This window comes from Bacterioplanes sanyensis (assembly GCF_002237535.1).
Classification (GTDB): Bacteria; Pseudomonadota; Gammaproteobacteria; order Pseudomonadales; family Oceanobacteraceae; genus Bacterioplanes; species Bacterioplanes sanyensis_A.
In genome coordinates, this window is record NZ_CP022530.1 from 3516901 (window position 1) to 3534939 (window position 18039).

At 55.3% G+C, this 18039-nt stretch carries 17 protein-coding genes; 8 read left to right on the forward strand and 9 right to left on the reverse strand.

The features are described from left to right. Positions 1-9: 9 nt before the first annotated feature. On the reverse strand, positions 10-684 hold the full coding sequence (locus tag CHH28_RS16135) for an FMN-dependent NADH-azoreductase (protein ID WP_094061282.1): 675 nt from the start codon (positions 682-684) through the stop codon (positions 10-12). Between the two features lie 100 nt (positions 685-784). Between CHH28_RS16135 and CHH28_RS16140 the strand changes: the two genes are divergently transcribed. After that, positions 785-1660, forward strand: a complete 876-nt coding sequence (locus CHH28_RS16140; protein WP_094061283.1) for a LysR substrate-binding domain-containing protein — start codon at positions 785-787, stop codon at positions 1658-1660. A gap of 4 nt (positions 1661-1664) precedes the next feature. On the opposite strand, the gene CHH28_RS16145 is transcribed toward CHH28_RS16140, so the two are convergent. The 5 genes from CHH28_RS16145 to CHH28_RS16165 form a co-directional block, all read right to left on the reverse strand. Then, the gene (locus CHH28_RS16145; RefSeq protein WP_094061284.1) at positions 1665-4787 is read right to left on the reverse strand and encodes an efflux RND transporter permease subunit; all 3123 of its coding nucleotides are present in this window, start codon (positions 4785-4787) and stop codon (positions 1665-1667) included. Positions 4788-4792: 5 nt separating this feature from the next. After that, the gene (locus tag CHH28_RS16150) at positions 4793-5968 is read right to left on the reverse strand and encodes an efflux RND transporter periplasmic adaptor subunit (RefSeq protein ID WP_094061285.1); all 1176 of its coding nucleotides are present in this window, start codon (positions 5966-5968) and stop codon (positions 4793-4795) included. Continuing rightward, positions 5965-7356, reverse strand: coding sequence for a TolC family protein (locus tag CHH28_RS16155; RefSeq protein WP_094061286.1), 1392 nt, complete (start codon positions 7354-7356; stop codon positions 5965-5967). Before CHH28_RS16155 ends, CHH28_RS16150 begins: the two co-directional genes overlap by 4 nt. 176 nt (positions 7357-7532) lie before the next feature. Beyond that, the gene (locus CHH28_RS16160) at positions 7533-8021 is read right to left on the reverse strand and encodes a chemotaxis protein CheX (RefSeq protein ID WP_094061287.1); all 489 of its coding nucleotides are present in this window, start codon (positions 8019-8021) and stop codon (positions 7533-7535) included. A 163-nt stretch (positions 8022-8184) separates the two neighbouring features. Next, the gene (locus CHH28_RS16165) at positions 8185-8748 is read right to left on the reverse strand and encodes a hypoxanthine-guanine phosphoribosyltransferase (protein ID WP_094061288.1); all 564 of its coding nucleotides are present in this window, start codon (positions 8746-8748) and stop codon (positions 8185-8187) included. 154 nt (positions 8749-8902) lie between these two features. Between CHH28_RS16165 and dapE the strand changes: the two genes are divergently transcribed. From dapE to CHH28_RS16195, 6 genes are all read left to right on the forward strand, one after another. Then, positions 8903-10033, forward strand: a complete 1131-nt coding sequence (dapE, locus tag CHH28_RS16170) for a succinyl-diaminopimelate desuccinylase (protein WP_094061289.1) — start codon at positions 8903-8905, stop codon at positions 10031-10033. Next, entirely contained in the window at positions 10033-10878 is an 846-nt protein-coding gene (locus CHH28_RS16175) for a putative RNA methyltransferase (RefSeq protein ID WP_094061290.1), read from the forward strand. The genes dapE and CHH28_RS16175 overlap by 1 nt, the downstream gene beginning before the upstream one ends. A 32-nt stretch (positions 10879-10910) precedes the next feature. After that, entirely contained in the window at positions 10911-11558 is a 648-nt protein-coding gene (locus CHH28_RS16180) for a TetR/AcrR family transcriptional regulator (protein WP_094061291.1), read from the forward strand. Further along, positions 11555-11989 carry a DNA polymerase III subunit chi gene (locus CHH28_RS16185; RefSeq protein WP_157729956.1) on the forward strand — a complete coding sequence of 145 codons (435 nt, stop codon included), beginning with the start codon at positions 11555-11557 and terminating at the stop codon, positions 11987-11989. Before CHH28_RS16180 ends, CHH28_RS16185 begins: the two co-directional genes overlap by 4 nt. Before the next feature lie 5 nt (positions 11990-11994). Next, positions 11995-12822, forward strand: coding sequence for a hypothetical protein (locus CHH28_RS16190; RefSeq protein ID WP_094061293.1), 828 nt, complete (start codon positions 11995-11997; stop codon positions 12820-12822). 202 nt (positions 12823-13024) lie between these two features. After that, positions 13025-15979, forward strand: a complete 2955-nt coding sequence (locus CHH28_RS16195) for a valine--tRNA ligase (RefSeq protein WP_094061294.1) — start codon at positions 13025-13027, stop codon at positions 15977-15979. Positions 15980-16072: 93 nt separating this feature from the next. On the opposite strand, the gene CHH28_RS16200 is transcribed toward CHH28_RS16195, so the two are convergent. Continuing rightward, positions 16073-16312, reverse strand: a complete 240-nt coding sequence (locus tag CHH28_RS16200) for a DUF3297 family protein (protein WP_094061295.1) — start codon at positions 16310-16312, stop codon at positions 16073-16075. A gap of 253 nt (positions 16313-16565) precedes the next feature. On the opposite strand from CHH28_RS16200, the gene CHH28_RS16205 reads away from it, so the two are divergent. Continuing rightward, positions 16566-16799, forward strand: a complete 234-nt coding sequence (locus CHH28_RS16205) for a hypothetical protein (protein ID WP_094061296.1) — start codon at positions 16566-16568, stop codon at positions 16797-16799. 11 nt (positions 16800-16810) lie between these two features. Here CHH28_RS16205 and CHH28_RS16210 read toward each other — a convergent pair whose 3' ends face one another. Together CHH28_RS16210 and CHH28_RS16215 are read right to left on the reverse strand one after the other, a co-directional pair. Further along, positions 16811-17017, reverse strand: coding sequence for a hypothetical protein (locus CHH28_RS16210; RefSeq protein ID WP_157729957.1), 207 nt, complete (start codon positions 17015-17017; stop codon positions 16811-16813). 192 nt (positions 17018-17209) lie between these two features. After that, positions 17210-17938: a Bax inhibitor-1/YccA family protein gene (locus CHH28_RS16215; RefSeq protein WP_094061298.1), complete on the reverse strand. Its 729-nt coding sequence runs from the start codon at positions 17936-17938 to the stop codon at positions 17210-17212. Positions 17939-18039 lie beyond the last annotated feature (101 nt).

Here is an 18039-nt window from a genome sequence, read left to right on the forward strand (position 1 = left end):
GCTGTATTTTTAACGCGTTACCAGCCAAGGACCCAGCTGCTGATCAATGCGCTGCTCCGCTTGCCGCAAGGACTGCTGCAGGCGTTCATCGGCGAACTCATCGTACTCAACACTGACACGTTCAATGTTCGTAATGCCGATGTAGCGCAGTGCTGCCTCCACCGCCGGTTCTACGTGATTCCAATGTTGAATGCGCTCAGCGTCGTCGTAGCCATAGTCCCCGCGCGAGGACACCAGCACCACCTTTTGACCCAACTCCGACAGCAGCGGCCAATAAGGCTCACCGCTGCGTGAGCGATCAAAGCCAAAGGTCAAACCCACCCGGACAATGTTATCTAGGTAGGCCTTAAAGCCAGCGGGCGGGCCAAAGTTGTACATTGGCACCCCCATCACAATGGCATCGGCTCGTTTTAGCTCAGCCACCAGCTCGTCGCTTAACGCTAAGGCATCGTGCATCCAATCTTGCCGCTTCTGTGCAGGCGTAAACGCCGCGTGAATCCAATCTCCGGTCACTGGCGGAGGCGGGTTGGCGCCGATGTCGCGGTAAACGACCTTGGTATCCGGCTGCCGCTGCAACACGCGCTCAACCAGTTGACGGGTTAAACGGCGCGAATGCGAGCCATGAGCCTGATGGTCTGAGTAGCCCGGCCGGGCGCTGGAATCTAGGTGCAATAAAGTTGGCATTGCCACTCCTAACAGGTGAGTTTTGTTCAGGCCTGCTAAGATAGACGCCCTTAAAATCGCGCCAAAGCGACTTATTCTCGACCATAGATGAGAAAAACTCATGCATAAGACAAGCAACACCACACTGTCTTCGCTTTCCCTCGACACCTTGCAAGTGTTCGCCAGTGCAGCGCGCAGCTTGAGCTTTCGCAGCGCGGCAGAGCAGCACAAAGTGACGCCCACAGCGGTCAGTCACCGCATGCGCCAGCTTGAATCGCAGTTGGGACGGTCGTTATTTGAGCGCCAACCACGCCAGTTACGCCTCAGCAGCGATGGTCAGGCACTGCTGGCCGCCATCGATCAACCGTTGCATGCGCTGCAACAGGCACTGCAAAGCGTGTTTCAGCAAACACAAGCGCTGACCATTGCCTGCACCCCAGCGTTTGCCAGTCACTGGTTAATTCCACGCTTAGCCGATTGGCAACAGCAATACCCACAATGGGACATTCGCATTCACAGCCAGCTCCATCTGAGTGAGCCACAGCAAGGCACAGTGGACATGGCCATTCGCTGCAGTGAACACAACCATGATGGGCATTGGTTGTGTGCCGATCGTTTTGTTGCCGTGGCCGCGCCGACCTTGTTGGCGCAGAGTCAGCCCATCCCGGCCTTGCGATACGACTGGCACAACAACAGGTTGCCGATGCCGCAGTGGACACAGTGGCAACAGCGCTCAGAGTTAGGCAATCGAATTGATGATCAGCTGGGCGGGCATTTTTCCGACGAATCGCACGCCATCCAAGCGGCCATTGCCGGGCAAGGCGCATTGCTGGTCAGCGAACTGTTGATTCAACAGCAACTTCAGCTGGGTTTGCTGCAACCAATTTGCCAGCAATCGTTGCCGGCTGCGGATTGGTGGCTGGTCGGTCGAGCACAGCGCTCAGCGGCTGAGCGCTGCTTTCAACAGTGGTTGCAGCAGCAGCTCAGCCAGCAGTAAACAATTAGTGCTCTGCGATGGGTCGTACTGCCTGGCTGGTGCGCCCCATGGCCGCATGAATCTTATCCAGCAGCACGTATAAGGACGGCAACACCAGCAAACAAACGAAGGTGGTGAATAGGATGCCGAAACCGAGAGACACCGCCATCGGCGTAATAAATTGCGCTTGGCGCGATGTTTCAAACACCATCGGCGACAGTCCGCCAAAGGTGGTCAGTGTGGTTAACAAGATCGGGCGGAAACGCCGCACCCCGGCGTCCACCGCCGCCTCCAGCGCCGAGCGCCCCCCCTCACGGCGGCGCTGGTTGGCGTACGTCACCAAAATCAGACTGTCGTTCACCACCACGCCAGCAAGGGCAACAATCCCCATGATGCTCATGATCGACAGCCCATATCCCAGCATGAGGTGACCGATCATGGCTCCCACCGCCCCAAACGGGATGACCATCAAAATCAGCAGCGGCTGGCTGTAACTGCGGAAAGGAATCGCCAGCAATACATAGATCAACAGCATGGAAAACAGGCCGTACACGATCAGACTTTGCTTGCTCTCTTCGGTATCGGCCTGGCGACCTCGAAAGCCAAAATCCACACGCGGGTATTTAGAGCGCAGATCCACAAACACGTCTTGCTGCAATACCGTCATCACGGCCGGAATTTGCTCCCGTGGCTCCACCTCGGCGGTGACGCGGACAATCTGCTGGCCGTCGCGGCGGCTGATGCTAGCCGGCGAGCGGCTTTTATCCAATTCCGCGATTTCTACCAACGGCACATAACCACCAGCGGGCGTGCGAATCATCAACTGCTCAATGTCAGCGCTGTAGCGACGCTCTTGCTCTGGCAAGCGCACCAGTACCGTCACTTCGTTGCTTTCGCGCTGCTGGCGCAAAGCGCGCGCGCCATAGAGCGCTGATCGTACCTGCTGGGCAACGTCGTCAGCGTTTAACCCCAAACCACGGCCCATGGCATTCAGTGACACATCCCACTGCGGTGTACCACTGATAAAGCTGTTGGCAACGTCGGCAACACCGCCAATTTGTGCCAACGCGGCGGCCAAATCGGCACTGGCAGCGGCCAGATCGGCGGTACTGGCACCGCGTAGCTCGACCGTCAGGCCAGCCCCACTGGACGGACCGCCGCCGCGCTCAGAATCAAAGGTTAGGCTACGAATGCCGGCAATTTCGCCCAGCGCTTCACGCCAGCGAATCACCAGCTCCCCGGCGCTGATGGGGCGCAAGTCGTAATCCACCAAGCGTGCTTCAACTTCCACACTGGAGCCTTCGATCTGCCCTTCGACACTGAGCACAAATTCATCGCCGTTCGCTTCCAGCGGCGCCACTACTTCGTCCAAGCGTTGCTCCAGCAGCTGACGCATTTGCTGCGCCTGTGCCAACGGCGCATTGGGGTAAAGCTCGATGGTAGCCACCGCAAACTCGCCTTCCAAGCGCGGAAACATGCTAAAGCCCATGCGCCCGCTGGCCGGCACTGCCAACACAATCATGGCAATGGAGATGGCCACACACAGGGTCAACAGCGGCGCTTGCAAACAACGGTACAGCAGCGGTTTGTAAACGTTTTCGATAAAGCGATGCAGACGTTGATCGACTTTTTCCTGCGCGGCATCCAAGCGTCGCCCAATGGCCGAACTTGGTTGCTGCTTCAGATTGCCAAGGTGCGTGGGCAAGATGAACAACGCTTCCAGCCAGGAAATTAAAAAGCAGCAAATCACCACCACAGGAATGGCAATAAATAGTTTTCCCATAAAACCAGGCAAGGCTAACAGGGGTAAAAACGCGGCAATATTGGTCAAAATGGCAAACGCCAACGGCATAGCCACTTCGCGTGCGCCCTGCACCGCTGCATCCATAAAAGGTACGCCGCGCTGCATGTGTTCGTATATATTTTCACCGGCAATAATGGCGTCATCAACAACGATACCCAAAGCGACAATAAAGGCGAACATGGAAATCATATTGATGGAAATATCCGCCGCCGGCAGCAGCAATAGCGCACCTAAAAAAGCGGTGGGAATGCCCATCGTCACCCAAAAAGCCAGCCGATATTCCAAAAACAAACTCAGCAGCACTAACACCAATAAGAGGCCAATGGCGGCATTTTTTAACAACAAGCCAACCCGTTCGCGGTAGGTCTTGCCATCGTCATCCGTCACCAACAATTCCACGCCCGGAGGCAGGCTCATGCGAATCTGCGCCAGCTTTTCATGCGCTGCTTCCACCACCGTCAATGGTGTTTGGTTTTCCGCACGATAAATATCAAACCGCAGAGAGGTCTGGCCGTTGTAGGTCACCTGGCGATTGCTGTCGCCAAAACCTTCGCGCACGTGCGCAATGTCCCCCAACTGCAACTGTACGCCCGAGGCGTCGGCTATTAATGGCAGTTGGCGAAAATCCTGCGCCCAATAGGCTTTGTCATCCAAGGTGACCAGAATGTCGCCACCGGGCGACTTCACCTCACCGGCGCTTTGCTCCAAGGCATTATCGCTGATGTGCGCCGCAACTTGCGCCAGCGTCAGATCGTAGCGTTGCAAATCTTGCTGGGTAATTTCGACGTGAATTTCTTCATCTGGCACGCCGAGAATTTCGACCTTACTGATCTCCGGCGATGACAATAATTCTTCGCGCACCTGCTCGGCCAAGCGCTTTAAAGCAAACATATCCAGCGGGCCAAACATGGCCAATTCCATCACTTCAATCGAGCGACTGGCCAGGCTCACCACTGGTCGTTCGATCTGCGCCGGAAAAGTGCTGATACGATTGACCGCTTGCTGAATGTCCTGATACGCCTGCTGCTTATCAGTGCCATTTTCCAGCTCGACCGTCACCCGTGCTGAACCTTGTGACGCATCGGCGCGAATTTCCTTAAAGCCATCAAGCTGCGACAGCTCGTTTTCGATGGGCAAAATTACCCCGCTGGCCATTTCTTCCGGCGTGGCGCCGGGGTAACCAACGTTGACCAACACCATGTCGGCTTCAAAAGGCGGAATAAACTCTTTGCGTATTGTCAGCGACATGACAAAGCCGCCAACAATTAGAAACAGCATCAGCAAGTTGGGGGCAACGCCGTGGCGAGCCATCCAGGCAATCGGTCCGCGCTTGGTTTCACTCATGGCGATTACCCGTCATTGCTTAAGTTGTTGCTTAGGTTATTGCTGGCGTCGTTGCTGGTGCTGTCACTGGCAATGCGCACCGCCATGCCATCGGTGATGGCATCAATACGACTGAGCAGCAGCTGATCGCCCGGCTGAATATCGCCTTGCATCCACACTTGCTCACGGCCGCGATAGATCACATCGGGCGTTACCCGGCGCAGCTTCTGCTCGCGAATCAGCCAGACGCTGCCATCATCATTTAATTGATTAACGCTGACGGCATACGCATCGGTGATTTCACGCCCCGCTAAGGTCACATCAACGTAATCATTGACCAATACATGAGGCAGTTCATCCAGTGGCTGATCTATCGCCAGCAACAATTTGCTTTGGCGGTCACTGCTGTCGACCTGCGGCAAGATACTGACAATGCGCGCCTGGCGGCTTTGCTGGGCTTGCCAGTTGGGTTGGCGCACAGTGACAGCCGCTTCAGTATCCACCCAAGCAAGAAAGCTGCGCGGTACTTTTACTTCGATCCAGAAGGTGTCCGTGCGCACCACATCAAACAGGGCCGTACCTGCAGCCACCTGTTTGCCAGTGCTGGCATCACGGCCCACTATCTGACCGGCGAAGGGCATGCGAATCTGCGTGCGTTGTAAATCCAGTTGGGCTTGCTGCAAATCGGCGCGCGCCTTGCGCAGCGCCGCCTCCGCTTTCGCCACTTGCGGCTCACGCAGTACCAACGCACGGTCTTGCGCCGACATGGATTGCGCCGCCAGGTTGTATTCTTCCTTCGCCAGTGCCGCTTCGCCACGCTCAATGGTTAGGTCCGCCTGGGCCTGCACCACGGCTGCCTGGCGCTGCTGCACCAACAGTTCGTAATCCGCTTGCTGCAATTGCGCCAGCACATCATCCTTGGCCAGGCGCGCACCGGGTATCGCTTGGGCAGATAAACTGACGATTTCACCACTGACCTGCGGTGTTAGGGTCACCTGCTCAGCAGCACTGACCACCCCGCCAGAGCGCCACAGCGGGCGGGCTGACGTCATCACCAGCGGCATTGCATCTACCAGCCTCGCTTGCGTATGCGGAGATTTTTTGCCCGGCTTGGGAGCACTGCTCACAATGGCATAGCTGACCGCGGCACCGATCAACAATACGGCCATCACAGCCACGGACGATTTAACGGAGGCCTTCATAGTGTGGAACCCTCTGCAGCAGAGTGAAATGACAAATCGATGACCTCGCCAGGGCTCACCGAGGTGTAAAAGTTAATGCGATATTGCAGCTGTTGTAATTGTTGCTGCAGCCACTGATTTTCCAGCTGCAACACGTCCTGCTGAGCATTCAGCAGGTTCAAATAATCGGCCACGCCTTTGCGATAGCGATTGGCCTGAAAATCTTCATTTTTGCGCGCCAGTGCCAGCTGCCGCCCAGTGCTGGCCAGCTGTTGTTGCGCGCGTTGATCATTAATCAGCGCGCTTTGCACTTGCTGCGCAGCTTGCAGCCAGGTGTGACGGTAGTCTGCCAATTGCTCAGCGACCTTGGCTCGCTGCCGGTCGGCTTCGGCGCGACGCTGACCGCCATCAATCACCGGCAGCACCAAATTAGCGGCCAGATTGCTTACCCAGTTGTCGAATAAATCGGAGAACTCGCTGGTGGTTGACGTGATGCTGGCGGTCAAAGAGAAACGCGGATACCGATTGGCCACAGCCGCCGCCAGTGCAGCATTGTCGGCCTGCAACTGATACCAGCTGGCCTGCACGTCCGGGCGGGCGCGAAGTGCAGCGACGCTGATCGACTCCGGCAACGGCGACAAGCTAGGCAATGCCGATGGCGCGGCGGGCAAGGTACCTACGTCGCCCCCCGACCAGAGCAGCAACTCCTGCCAATACACATCGCGCTGCGCCTGTGCTGCGGCTTGATCGGCCTGATTGGCTTCCAATAACTGCTGTTGCTGCCAGACATCAGACACCGTCACCAAACCTCGGCGGAAGCGTCCTTCGATCAGCTGTAAGGCTGCTTGCAAACGCTGTCGCTGCTCGGTTAGCAGCGCTAGGCGCGCTTGCTCCATTTGCCAGCCGTACCAGGACACCGTGAGTCCGCTGGCGACAGTATTCGCTTCTAAGCGCGCCAAGGCGGATTGGCTTAAACGGGTTAAATCGCCTTGCTCGGCCAAAGCATTAACGCGTCCCCAGATATCCAGCTCATAGCCTGCCGTGAGCCCTGAACGCCACTGATTATTAGCGCTTTGTCCGCCATTGCTGTCGGTGATCTGACGCTGGCGGGTCAGCTCGGCATCTAGCGTCGGATATTGCTCAGCGCCGGACAAACGCGCACTGGCCAGCGCTTGACGATAGCGCTGCAACGCACCTTGCAATGAATAATTGTGCTGCAGTGCGTGATCGATCCATTGCTGCAAGGCAGCATCGTCAAACTGCAGCCACCACTGGCTATCGCCAATGGTGTCGTCGCGGCTCCAGTGCTGTTCGAGGGATGGCGGTTGATCGGGCACAGCAGGCACAGTGCTGCACCCCGCCACCATAACCACGGCGATGATCAACAGGGTCGACGGCGCTAAGTCCATGAAAATTCCTTGTTATTTGACACGGAGCGTGCTGAAAGTGGGCGCTATGGTAGGCAGAGCAGCATAAAAGCCCCTACATTTTTTACCCTTGTTTACGCTCACAGGCACCAGCAACAGAGGCCAAGCTGGCCGATTGGTTCCCAGCGTGCTTCACAGTCGCACGCTGAGATGAAAGTTTAGGCATGCAACGCAGCGGTTTGCAGCTTGGGCTGCAGCGCCACTTCAATAAAAAAATCTCCGTGTTTGCTGTCGAACGGAATCACAATGACTTGCGCACTGGCGTAATGATTAATTTGTGCATCGCCCTGCAACAAACGTGGCGTCGCCATCTCAAAACTGTAACCGCGCTCCCACAACAACTTGCGCGCACCACCGGAAAGCATATTGGTCAGCTCGCCGGTAAGCGAGGTGCAGCTGTCATCCAACTCCTCTACCGTTTCACCCAGCATGGCGCTGGTTATGCCTTGTATGGCAGAAGCGGAAAAACTGATCGCCAAAGAACCCTCGACTGAGTCGCCGTTCATGGCAATCAGACCAGTTACATCGCCCAGTGGGCAGCTGTCGTCTTTTAGAAAAGGTTTGCCGTGGCCACAGGTCATTGAGGCCATGGTCGTGAGGATGTGTTGAATGGTTTCGATAAACGGATTGATGTAGTCAGCTTTCATATGGCTGTTCCTGTGCCAGGACCTACGCGAAGATGCCCACTTAGCGTAGACGGCTGACCTGTGAACAGCCGGGCCGAATCCGGCCCGTGTTGTGACTATTTATAACGACTTACAGTCATGGTTTTTGCAACCGAACTGCGCGCAGCCGTCGCTGACTGCTTGGTTACAGGCCTTTCACCGCATAAATGCCCGGTGCATTGCGCCAGTAGCCACGATAATCCATGCCACAACCAAACACGTAGCGGTCTTCGACGTCCATACCGACAAAATCGATTTTTAGATCGGTGTTCTTGCGGTTATGCACTTTGTTCACCAACACCGCCGTCAGCACCTCTTCAGCGCCCTGTTGTTCACAGGCTTTGACCACTTCAGCCAGGGTATTGCCCTCGTCAAAGATGTCATCCAGGATCAACACCGTGCGGCCCGTCATCGGAATCGACGGTGGCGCCTGCCATTGCAGTTCGGCCTGCCCCTGTGTCTCACCGCGGTAGCGTGTGGCGTGCATGTAGCCTTGCTCCAGGGCAAACGGCAGTTTGGTCAGCAGACGGCCAGCCATAACCAAGCCGCCATTCATAATGCTGTACACCACCGGCATACGATCAGCCAGGCGCGCGGTAATGTCGTCAGCCAGGCGCTGCAAAGCCTGTTCAACATCCTGTTCGGACTTCAACAAATCGGCTTCTTGCATGACGGTATTTAATTGTTCCAGGGTCAGTGACTCTGTCATCGTGGTGCTCACTCAATGGTTTCTTTGGGTGCCTGGCGGCAGAGAAAGCGGCGTATGGTACCACCGCGAATGCGGAAGGCAACGCAGCTGTGCGGATAGCGCTGTGCTATGATGCGCACCCCCTTTTATTTACCCAACGACCGATCAGCCTGTTATGACACCCACATTAGAATTGGCCTTTGATCTGATTGCCCGCCGCTCGGTAACTCCCGAAGACGACGGCTGCCAGACGTTAATGATGCAACGCCTGCACACTGCAGGCTTTGAATGCGAACCGCTGCGCTTTGAAGAAGTCGACAATTTCTGGGCCCGCCGTGGCCAAGACGGTCCACTAGTATGCTTTGCTGGCCACACCGACGTGGTACCGACCGGCCCTGAGCGCAACTGGCAACACCCGCCGTTTGCACCGGAAATCGACAGCGATGGCATGCTCTGTGGCCGCGGCGCTGCCGACATGAAAGGTTCGTTGGCAGCAATGGTGGTGGCCGTTGAAAACTTCGTCAGCAAACACCCGAACCATCGTGGCTCAATTGCCTTTTTGATCACCAGCGACGAAGAAGGCCCGGCCAAACACGGCACGGTCAAGGTGGTGGAAACCCTAGAAGCCCGCAACGAAAAAATCGACATGTGCATTGTCGGTGAGCCTTCCTCGACCAACTCAGTGGGCGATGTGGTGAAAAATGGCCGCCGCGGCTCCTTAGGTGCGGTATTGCGAGTGCACGGCATTCAAGGCCATGTGGCGTATCCGCATTTAGCGCGCAACCCGGTGCACCAAGCAGCCCCAGCATTGGCGGCCTTGGCTGATGAGCATTGGGATGCCGGCAATGACTTCTTCCCAGCCACCAGCTTTCAGATTTCCAACATTCATGCTGGCACCGGTGCTACCAACGTCATTCCTGGTGAGCTGGAAGTGGTGTTTAACTTTCGCTTCTCCACCGAGGTCACCGCCGACGAGCTGAAGCAGCGCACCGAGGCCATCCTCGACCGCTTTGATTTGCAGTACGACATCGACTGGACCGTCAACGGCTTACCCTTTCTGACCGATCACGGCCCATTGGTCGATGCCGCGCGCCAAGCAATCAAAGAAATCACCGGCACCGACACAGAATTGTCGACCGCTGGCGGCACATCCGATGGCCGCTTTATTGCTCCTACCGGTGCTCAGGTATTGGAATTAGGCCCTTGCAACGACACCATCCACAAGGTCAACGAGCGTGTGCGGGCGGAAGACTTGGACACCCTAACACGCATGTATGAGCGCATGCTGGAGCTGTTGCTGGCGTAATGAACAGTTGGATTCTTACCTGCCCGAACTGCCAGCAGCCACTCAGCACCGAGGACAATAAGCGCTGGCAGTGCGCCCACGGTCACAGCTTTGATCGCGCCAAGCAGGGCTACTTAAACCTGCTGGCGGTGCAACATAAACGCTCGCGTCAGCCCGGTGACTCGGCCGAGATGGTGGCGGCTCGCCAGCGCTTGTTGGACAGCGGGCTGTATCGACCAATCGCAGAGCAACTGAATGCGGCGCTGCAGCACCGCAGCGATATTCAGCAACTGGCCGACATTGGTTGCGGCGAAGGTTATTACACCGCGGGTATGGCCGCGCACTTGAGCAGTGCGCAGCTGTATGGCATTGATATCTCCAAAGACGCCGTTCGTGCTGCAGCCAAACGCAGCCAGCAGGTGTGCTGGCTGGTGGCCTCTGGCGCCAAGTTGCCGCTAGAAACAGGCCAGCTGGACGTTATCACCTGTCTGTTTACACGTCTGATGCCAGAGCAGTTTGCCCAAGCACTAAAACAGAATGGTGAGGTCATCACCCTGAGTACTGGCGAGCAGCATTTATTAGAGTTGCGCCAGCGTCTGTATAAAGATGTGTGCCCTTCCGGGTTCGATCCACAGCGGCTGATGGCGAGCTACTTTGATGTGCTAGAGCACGTCCCCATTCGCTACACGACATGCGTTCCGCAAGCGCGTTTGCAGGACTTGATTATGATGACGCCGCACTATTGGCGCACCACAGACGAAGCTCGCCAAGCCGTAATCGACGGTGGTGATTTGGAGGTACAAATCGACGTTAATCTGCATCGCTTTCGCCGCTTGGCTCAGTCGGAGCCGACGCATGAGGCGTGATACACTGACCTGCCAGCAGACGGACATCTCGCATGAGCTTGTGTGACATCGCCATTCATCAACGCGCCAAAAGCCCGGAGCAAAAAGCCCTGCGCCGACAACAGATTTTGCAGGCGGCCTCCGAGTGCTTCGCCCAACAGTCGTTTGAACGCGCTAACTTGGCCGACGTTGCCGCCAAAGCCGGTGTCACCAAAGCGGCCTTGTATCGGTACTTTCGCAGCAAAGAAGTGCTGTTTTTAACCCTGTATGGCGAATTGCTGCAGCAGTTAATGGCCGATGCCGAGCAACAGCCGGTCGCCCAAGACGCTGCTACGGCCTGCGTTGACCTGATGTGCCGCCATCCTGAGTTTTGCCAGCTCAATGCCATTTTGCATACGGTACTGGAGCAAAACCTCAGCGCTGAAGAAGCGCGTGAATTTAAGCTGGAGTTGCTGCCATTGATGCAGCGCTTCAGCCAACTCATTGCCCGCTGGATGAATATCAGCGAGCCTGACGCCATTACCCTGCTGCTGCACGTGCAACAAGCCATGATTGGCTGCTGGCATATTTGCCATCCCAGCAGCGCCGTCAGCGAGGCCATATCCAAGCCGCCACTGACGTTCTTGCAGCGCGACTTTCGCACCACGTTGCATCAACACTTGAGCTGGTTGTTTGCAGGTTTTCGAGGAGACCGCCAGTGACACGGGTGAATTTTTACATTCTTGGCGACACGCAGGAATCAGCGCGACTGCAGTTTGCTTGTCGGCTGATACAACAAGCGGTGACGCGGCAAAAATGCGATGTTCTGGTGCAGGTCGACGACGAGGCGCAAGCGCGCGCGCTGGATGAACTGTTGTGGGTATTCCAGCCTGACGCCTTTGTGCCCCACGCACTGCTCGACCCGAGCGGCAGCATCGAAGAAGCACCGGTGCACATCGGCTGGCACAATGATCCCGGTCCGCACCATCAGCTGCTGGTCAACCTGAGTACGCAACTGCCCGCATTTTTTGCACGTTTTGAACGACTCTCTGAAGTAGTGGTTCAACAGCAAGACGTCCTGCACTACACTCGAGAACACTACCGCCACTTGCGCGATCGGGGCTACCCGATCACTGATCACGACATGAGATAGCGTGAATGAACGATAAATCCCGCAGCCTGCTTGATGAGCTGCAGATGCTACAACAGGTTCTGGATGACGCCGCCGGCGAAACGGAAGGCTCCACTGAATTCAACGTGGACGACATACCATTGTTGGACGATGTGTTTGACGATCCAGACACGCCAACCGTGTCTGACGATTCGAAACCTGACAGCACAACCAATGCACAGGCTGAACCAATGATCAGCCTGGCCAAGCCTGCAACGGCTTCGACACAGGCATCAAATGCACCAGACTCAACTGCGCCAACCCCTGTTACTGCAGCGCCGCAGGCCTCGAAACCGGCCTTTGTATTAGCGGCAGAAAAACAAGCAGCGCGGCAGCAATCGGATGTCAGCAACGTAGCCAATACTCCAGTGGACACACCAACCGCCAGTAATAAGGTGACGCCATTAGTGCCCGCCAAGGACAGCACTGCCAGCAGCGAGCCGCTGCTCAGCGCTGCAGATCTGCTCGGCTTGAATGACGACAACGATTCTCCCGACATCATCGATATGCTGGATCAGCTGGGCGACAGCGACGCTCCAGCAGAAGACAACAGCAATCCGTTCCTACCGGCATCGATATTAGAGCGTTTGGCCCAAGAGCGCGCCGCAGCACAAGCGGATTCACACGAGGCCAACATGGCGCTGAGTCAACCCAACAAGCGCCCACCGCCGCCGGATAATCACGATTTGTTAGACGACATTCCCCACCTAACCGAGCAGCAAAAACAAGCCCTGCTCGACGATTTGGTCGAAGAGCTGCTGCCCACCTTGCGCTATAAACTGCGCCAGCGACTGAAAGACCTGCTCTACTCCTGATTACCGCAACAGATCCCCCATCGGCTCGTGCATGCACGGGCCGTCTTCAGTTATACTTCGGGCTATTTTTCGCGTTTTGTGCGGCGTGATTGCGCGCGCGATATCAGCGCCACCACCTGCACGACGATCTCCAATTGAACACACTGGCAGCCACGGCCAAGCGCAATGGCTGCCACCGACTCAGTGAGCAGCAACGAGCACTATGGATAAGACGTATAAACCCAACGCCTTGGAGCAAAACTGGTACAAGCAATGGGAAGAAAAGGGGTATTTCAAGCCGTATCAGGATCAGCTGACCGGCGACGGTTATTCCATCATGATTCCGCCGCCCAACGTCACCGGTTCGTTGCACATGGGACACGCTTTCCAGCACACCTTGCAGGACGCGCTGACGCGCTATAAGCGCATGAATGGCCATAAAGCGTTGTGGCAAGTCGGTACTGACCATGCGGGCATTGCCACGCAAATGGTGGTAGAGCGCAAACTGGCGGCCGAGGGTCAGCCGGATCGTCACACACTGGGGCGCGAAGAGTTCACCAAAAAGGTTTGGGAGTGGAAAGAACACTCCGGCGGCACCATCACCAGCCAGATGCGCCGCTTGGGCAACTCCGTCGACTGGGAAACCGAACGTTTCACCATGGACGATGGTTTTTATAAAGCGGTTCAGGAAGTGTTTGTTCGTCTGTATCAAGACGGCCTGATTTACCGCGGCAAGCGCTTGGTTAACTGGGACCCTAAACTGCGTACTGCTATTTCTGACGTCGAAGTCGAGAACCACGATAAGAAAGGCCATATGTGGCATCTGCGCTATCCGCTGGCCGATGGCGCCACAACGCAGGATGGCCAAGACTACATCGTAGTGGCCACTACCCGTCCAGAAACTATGCTGGGCGATACCGGCGTGGCAGTAAATCCCGATGATGAACGCTACCGAGCCTTAATCGGCAAACACGTTGTATTGCCACTGGTGAATCGTCGCATCCCTATTGTTGCAGATGACCACGCCGATATGGAAAAAGGCACCGGCTGTGTGAAGATCACTCCGGCTCACGACTTTAACGATTACGAAGTCGGCAAACGCTGCGAGCTGCCGATGATCAACATCTTAACGCTCGACGCCAATATTCGTGATGAGGCACAGACGTTTAATACCGACGGCAGCGTCAATGAAGAATTGAATACTTTCATACCCGAAAAGTACCGTGGCATGGAACGTTTTGCCGCACGCAAAGCCATCGTTGCAGATATGGAAGAGCTGGGCTTGGTAGATAGCATTAAAGATCACGAGCTTTCAGTGCCAATCGGTGACCGCGGCGGCGTTGTGATCGAACCCATGCTCACCGACCAATGGTATGTCGACGCCAAAACCATGGCCAAGCCGGCCATCGAAGCGGTCGAAAACGGCGACATCGAATTTGTACCCAAATCCTATGAAAACATGTACTTCTCTTGGATGCGCGATATCCAGGACTGGTGCATCTCCAGACAACTGTGGTGGGGACACCGCATCCCGGCCTGGTACGACGAAGAAGGCAACGTGTTTGTTGCCCGTACAGAAGAAGAAGTACGCGAGCAAAACAACCTCGCCGACGATGTAGAACTGGTGCAGGACAACGACGTACTGGACACCTGGTTCTCCTCTGCTCTTTGGACCTTCGGTACCCTAGGCTGGCCAAACCTCGATGACGCTGACGTTGTCAAACGCATGGCAGACTTCCATCCAAGCGACGTGCTGGTGACCGGCTTCGACATCATTTTCTTCTGGGTAGCGCGCATGGCGATGATGACCATGCACTTCATCAAAGATGAAAATGGCAAGCCGCAAGTGCCGTTCAAAACCGTGTATGTCACCGGTTTGATCCGCGACGAAGTCGGCGAAAAAATGTCCAAGACTAGGGGCAACGTGCTTGATCCGCTGGATATGATCGACGGTATTTCACTGGGTGATCTGCTGCAGAAACGCACAGGCAATATGATGCAGCCGAAGCTGGCGGAAAAAATCGCCAAGCGCACCCAGAAAGAATACCCAGATGGCATTGCCCCACACGGCACCGACGCCCTGCGTTTCACGCTGACCGCCATGGCCTCCACCGGACGCGACATCAACTGGGATATGAAGCGCCTAGAAGGTTACCGTAACTTCTGTAACAAATTATGGAACGCCTCGCGTTATGTGATGCTGTCTGTCGCTGGCGAAGAAGCGGTCGAAAAAGCAGCGGCTGAGAACACCCACATCGTCATTACCGAGGAAATGAAGGCCAAGTGTGGCGCCAACGGTGAACAGGCCGTGCTGTCGCTGGCGGATCGTTGGATTATTTCTCGCCTGCAATTTGCCGAGCAGGAAGTGCGTCGTCACTTTGATCAGTATCGTTTTGATATGGCGGCTTCTGCCCTGTACGAGTTTATCTGGAACGAATACTGCGATTGGTATTTAGAGCTGTCTAAGCCAGTATTGTGGGACGACAATGCCTCGGATGAAGCCAAGCGCGGCACCCTCGGCACTCTGGTTCGTGTTCTGGAAGCGGTATTACGACTTGCTCACCCGATCATGCCATTTATCACCGAGGAGATCTGGCAGCAGGTAAAAGAGCTGGCGGGTAAAGCAGGTCCAGACGCACCGGAAAGCATCATGCTGGCGGAATTCCCGCAAGCTCAGGAAGCACTGATCGACCCAGACGCCGAAGCCGATGTGAAGTGGCTGCAAGACGTCATTACTGCCGTGCGTAACGTCCGAGGCGAGAAGAATATTCCGCCGAGCAAAGCGTTGGAGTTACTGTTCAAAAACGGTGATGACGATGACTTCCGCCGCGCCGAAGAAAACCAAGCTTTCCTGATGAAACTGGCCAAGCTGGAAAAACTCACGTGGCTGAACGACGGCGACGAAGAACCTATGTCCGTCACCCAACTGGTGGGCGATATGGAAATTCTGATTCCGATGGCAGGCTTTATCGATAAAGACGCCGAAGTGGCACGCTTAAACAAATCGATAGAGAAACTGGGTAAAGATCTGGAACGTGTTACCAACAAACTGGGCAACCCAGGCTTTACCGATAAAGCACCGGCAGCCGTTATCGAGAAAGAGAAAGAGAAAGCCGCTGGCTTCGAGCGTGATATCAGCAAACTGAAAGAGCAAATTGAGAAAATCAAGGCGCTGTAGCCAGCACGAATAAACGCTCCTAAACCAAAAAGCCCCGCTGTTAGCGGGGCTTTTTGGTATCGGCGTTTATAGGCTGCCGAATCGGATCACGCATTATTTATAGAACGCTTCCACTTCGCCTTTGAGCTTCATCAACATCGGGTTACCAAAGCGATCTTTGGCCGTCGGCGAAGATACCTTAATCCAACCTTCACTGATGCAGTACTCTTCGACGTTCGTACGCTCCTTGCCGTTCAAACGAATGCCGACGTCATACTGAAAGAATTCCTCGACGTAGAATTTGCTTTTCGGGTTAACGGACAAATGATCGGGCAATGCGGGTTTATCGCTCATTTTGACAACCTATGTGCGTGAAAAGAGCGATATTGTATGTGAAAGGCCGCATCAAATCAGCCCAACCAACTCCAATCACTGAGCAGCACACCACAAGGGTATCCGCATTATTTAGATCGCGTTGCCACTGAGCTTATTCAGCAGCCACAGCATAATCTGGGTTTCTGCGGGCAAACTCCCCAGAGTAGACTATTATTTAAGCAGTGTGACAGCAATTGTCGCGAGACAAGGCCAACTCAGGAGACAGCCCACCATGGCAGATTCGGCAGCCTCACAACTGAACCAAGAAGACGACATCGAACGTTTGCAGGACCAAGTCAACTTACTCGAGCAGGAAGCTCAAAAGATCAGCAACAAGCTCAGCAACGATGGTTTCGTTAGCCGAGCTCCCGCCGCCAAAATAGAAGCTGAGAAACAACGATTGGAAAAGTGCCAAAACCTAGCGCAGCACTACCGAGAGCGGATTCTTAGTATCGTTCGCGGATAGACTTCCACGCGTTAATCGTTCTGGCGCGTGCGCTTGCGAAAGACGGCGTTGCACTCTTCATCCACCAAGGTGAAGATGCTGTAGCGCTTGTTTTTTACCTTGATGTAACTGGCGATTTCTTTGCGGCGAGTCGGGTGATGTACTTTTAACACCTTGGCTGGGTAAAAGATTTCAGCGTTGCGCAGCAATTTCAGCGCCAAATCATCGCTTGCAGCCATGGCGTCACGGTCGCGGCACTCAGCGTGTGCAGCGCACGCCCACAGTAACAAAACACAGCAACCCAAATTGCAAACTACCCTACGCATCCCACTTCCAGCGCCTCATCCATTCCAGTCTCGACACCTACAAAAAAGCCCCATCAGCATAGCTGATGGGGCCCGAGAGTGGATTCAATGAGCGAGCCGTGACACTTACTCATCGCCTCCCATGACGCCAAAAATCTGCAACAAGGACAGGAACAAGTTGTAGATGGCAACATACAGGGTAACAGTCGCTGAGATGTAGTTGGTCTCACCGCCGTGCAAAATCGCACTGGTTTGGAAGGCAATCAGGCCAGTCATCAAGATGATGAACATGGCAGAAACCGCCAGTGCCAATGCTGGAATTTCGAAGAAGAAGGCACCCAAGCTCAGTACGAAAGCTACCAGAATGCCTACCATCAGGCTCTTACCCCAGCCGCTCAAGTCTTTGCCAGTGCTGAGCACCCAGCCAGACATGGTCAAGAAAATCAGACCGGTTGTGCCCATGGCCATGGCAATCAGTTGCCCGCCATTCGCCACCTGAGTCAGGTAGAAACTCAAGATCGGGCCCAGTGTCAGCCCCATAAAGCCAGTCAGTGCAAAAACAGCGACCAAACCCATGGCGCTGTCTTTGGTCTTTTCAACAAAGAACAGCAAGCCAAAGTAGAACAGCAGGGTCCACAGACCAAAGTGCGGTACGTTCAGTGCCATCGACACCATGGCCATCGCACCACTAAACAGCAGCGTCATTGACAGCAGCGCGTAGGTGTTGCGCAATACTTTGCGGCCATCTGCTGAGACCACCTGATCGCGGCGATAGCCTTCTAAGGTGTCATGGGTAGCGACACGGCTATCAGCGCTCTGGTCGCTTTTCATATTCAGGTAATCCGGACGATTCATATCTCCACTCCTTTCAGTGTGAGTTCCATTGATTGTAGGACCGGCGAAAGCATAATAATATTCGAATTATCTTGCCTTGATACCTCGGTTTTTTCGATCCA

Excerpts from the sequence above, each read along its gene's own strand:
- CHH28_RS16135 (WP_094061282.1), bottom strand. The coding sequence starts at position 684 with ATGCCAACTTTATTGCACCTAGATTCCAGCGCCCGGCCGGGCTACTCA.
- CHH28_RS16145 (WP_094061284.1), bottom strand. The coding sequence starts at position 4,787 with ATGAGTGAAACCAAGCGCGGACCGATTGCCTGGATGGCTCGCCACGGC.
- CHH28_RS16165 (WP_094061288.1), bottom strand. The coding sequence starts at position 8,748 with ATGACAGAGTCACTGACCCTGGAACAATTAAATACCGTCATGCAAGAA.
- CHH28_RS16215 (WP_094061298.1), bottom strand. The coding sequence starts at position 17,938 with ATGAATCGTCCGGATTACCTGAATATGAAAAGCGACCAGAGCGCTGAT.
- CHH28_RS16175 (WP_094061290.1), top strand. The coding sequence starts at position 10,033 with ATGAACAGTTGGATTCTTACCTGCCCGAACTGCCAGCAGCCACTCAGC.
- CHH28_RS16160 (WP_094061287.1), bottom strand. The coding sequence starts at position 8,021 with ATGAAAGCTGACTACATCAATCCGTTTATCGAAACCATTCAACACATC.
- CHH28_RS16190 (WP_094061293.1), top strand. The coding sequence starts at position 11,995 with ATGAACGATAAATCCCGCAGCCTGCTTGATGAGCTGCAGATGCTACAA.
- CHH28_RS16205 (WP_094061296.1), top strand. The coding sequence starts at position 16,566 with ATGGCAGATTCGGCAGCCTCACAACTGAACCAAGAAGACGACATCGAA.
- CHH28_RS16150 (WP_094061285.1), bottom strand. The coding sequence starts at position 5,968 with ATGAAGGCCTCCGTTAAATCGTCCGTGGCTGTGATGGCCGTATTGTTG.
- CHH28_RS16200 (WP_094061295.1), bottom strand. The coding sequence starts at position 16,312 with ATGAGCGATAAACCCGCATTGCCCGATCATTTGTCCGTTAACCCGAAA.
- dapE (WP_094061289.1), top strand. The coding sequence starts at position 8,903 with ATGACACCCACATTAGAATTGGCCTTTGATCTGATTGCCCGCCGCTCG.
- CHH28_RS16155 (WP_094061286.1), bottom strand. The coding sequence starts at position 7,356 with ATGGACTTAGCGCCGTCGACCCTGTTGATCATCGCCGTGGTTATGGTG.
- CHH28_RS16140 (WP_094061283.1), top strand. The coding sequence starts at position 785 with ATGCATAAGACAAGCAACACCACACTGTCTTCGCTTTCCCTCGACACC.
- CHH28_RS16210 (WP_157729957.1), bottom strand. The coding sequence starts at position 17,017 with ATGGCTGCAAGCGATGATTTGGCGCTGAAATTGCTGCGCAACGCTGAA.
- CHH28_RS16195 (WP_094061294.1), top strand. The coding sequence starts at position 13,025 with ATGGATAAGACGTATAAACCCAACGCCTTGGAGCAAAACTGGTACAAG.
- CHH28_RS16180 (WP_094061291.1), top strand. The coding sequence starts at position 10,911 with ATGAGCTTGTGTGACATCGCCATTCATCAACGCGCCAAAAGCCCGGAG.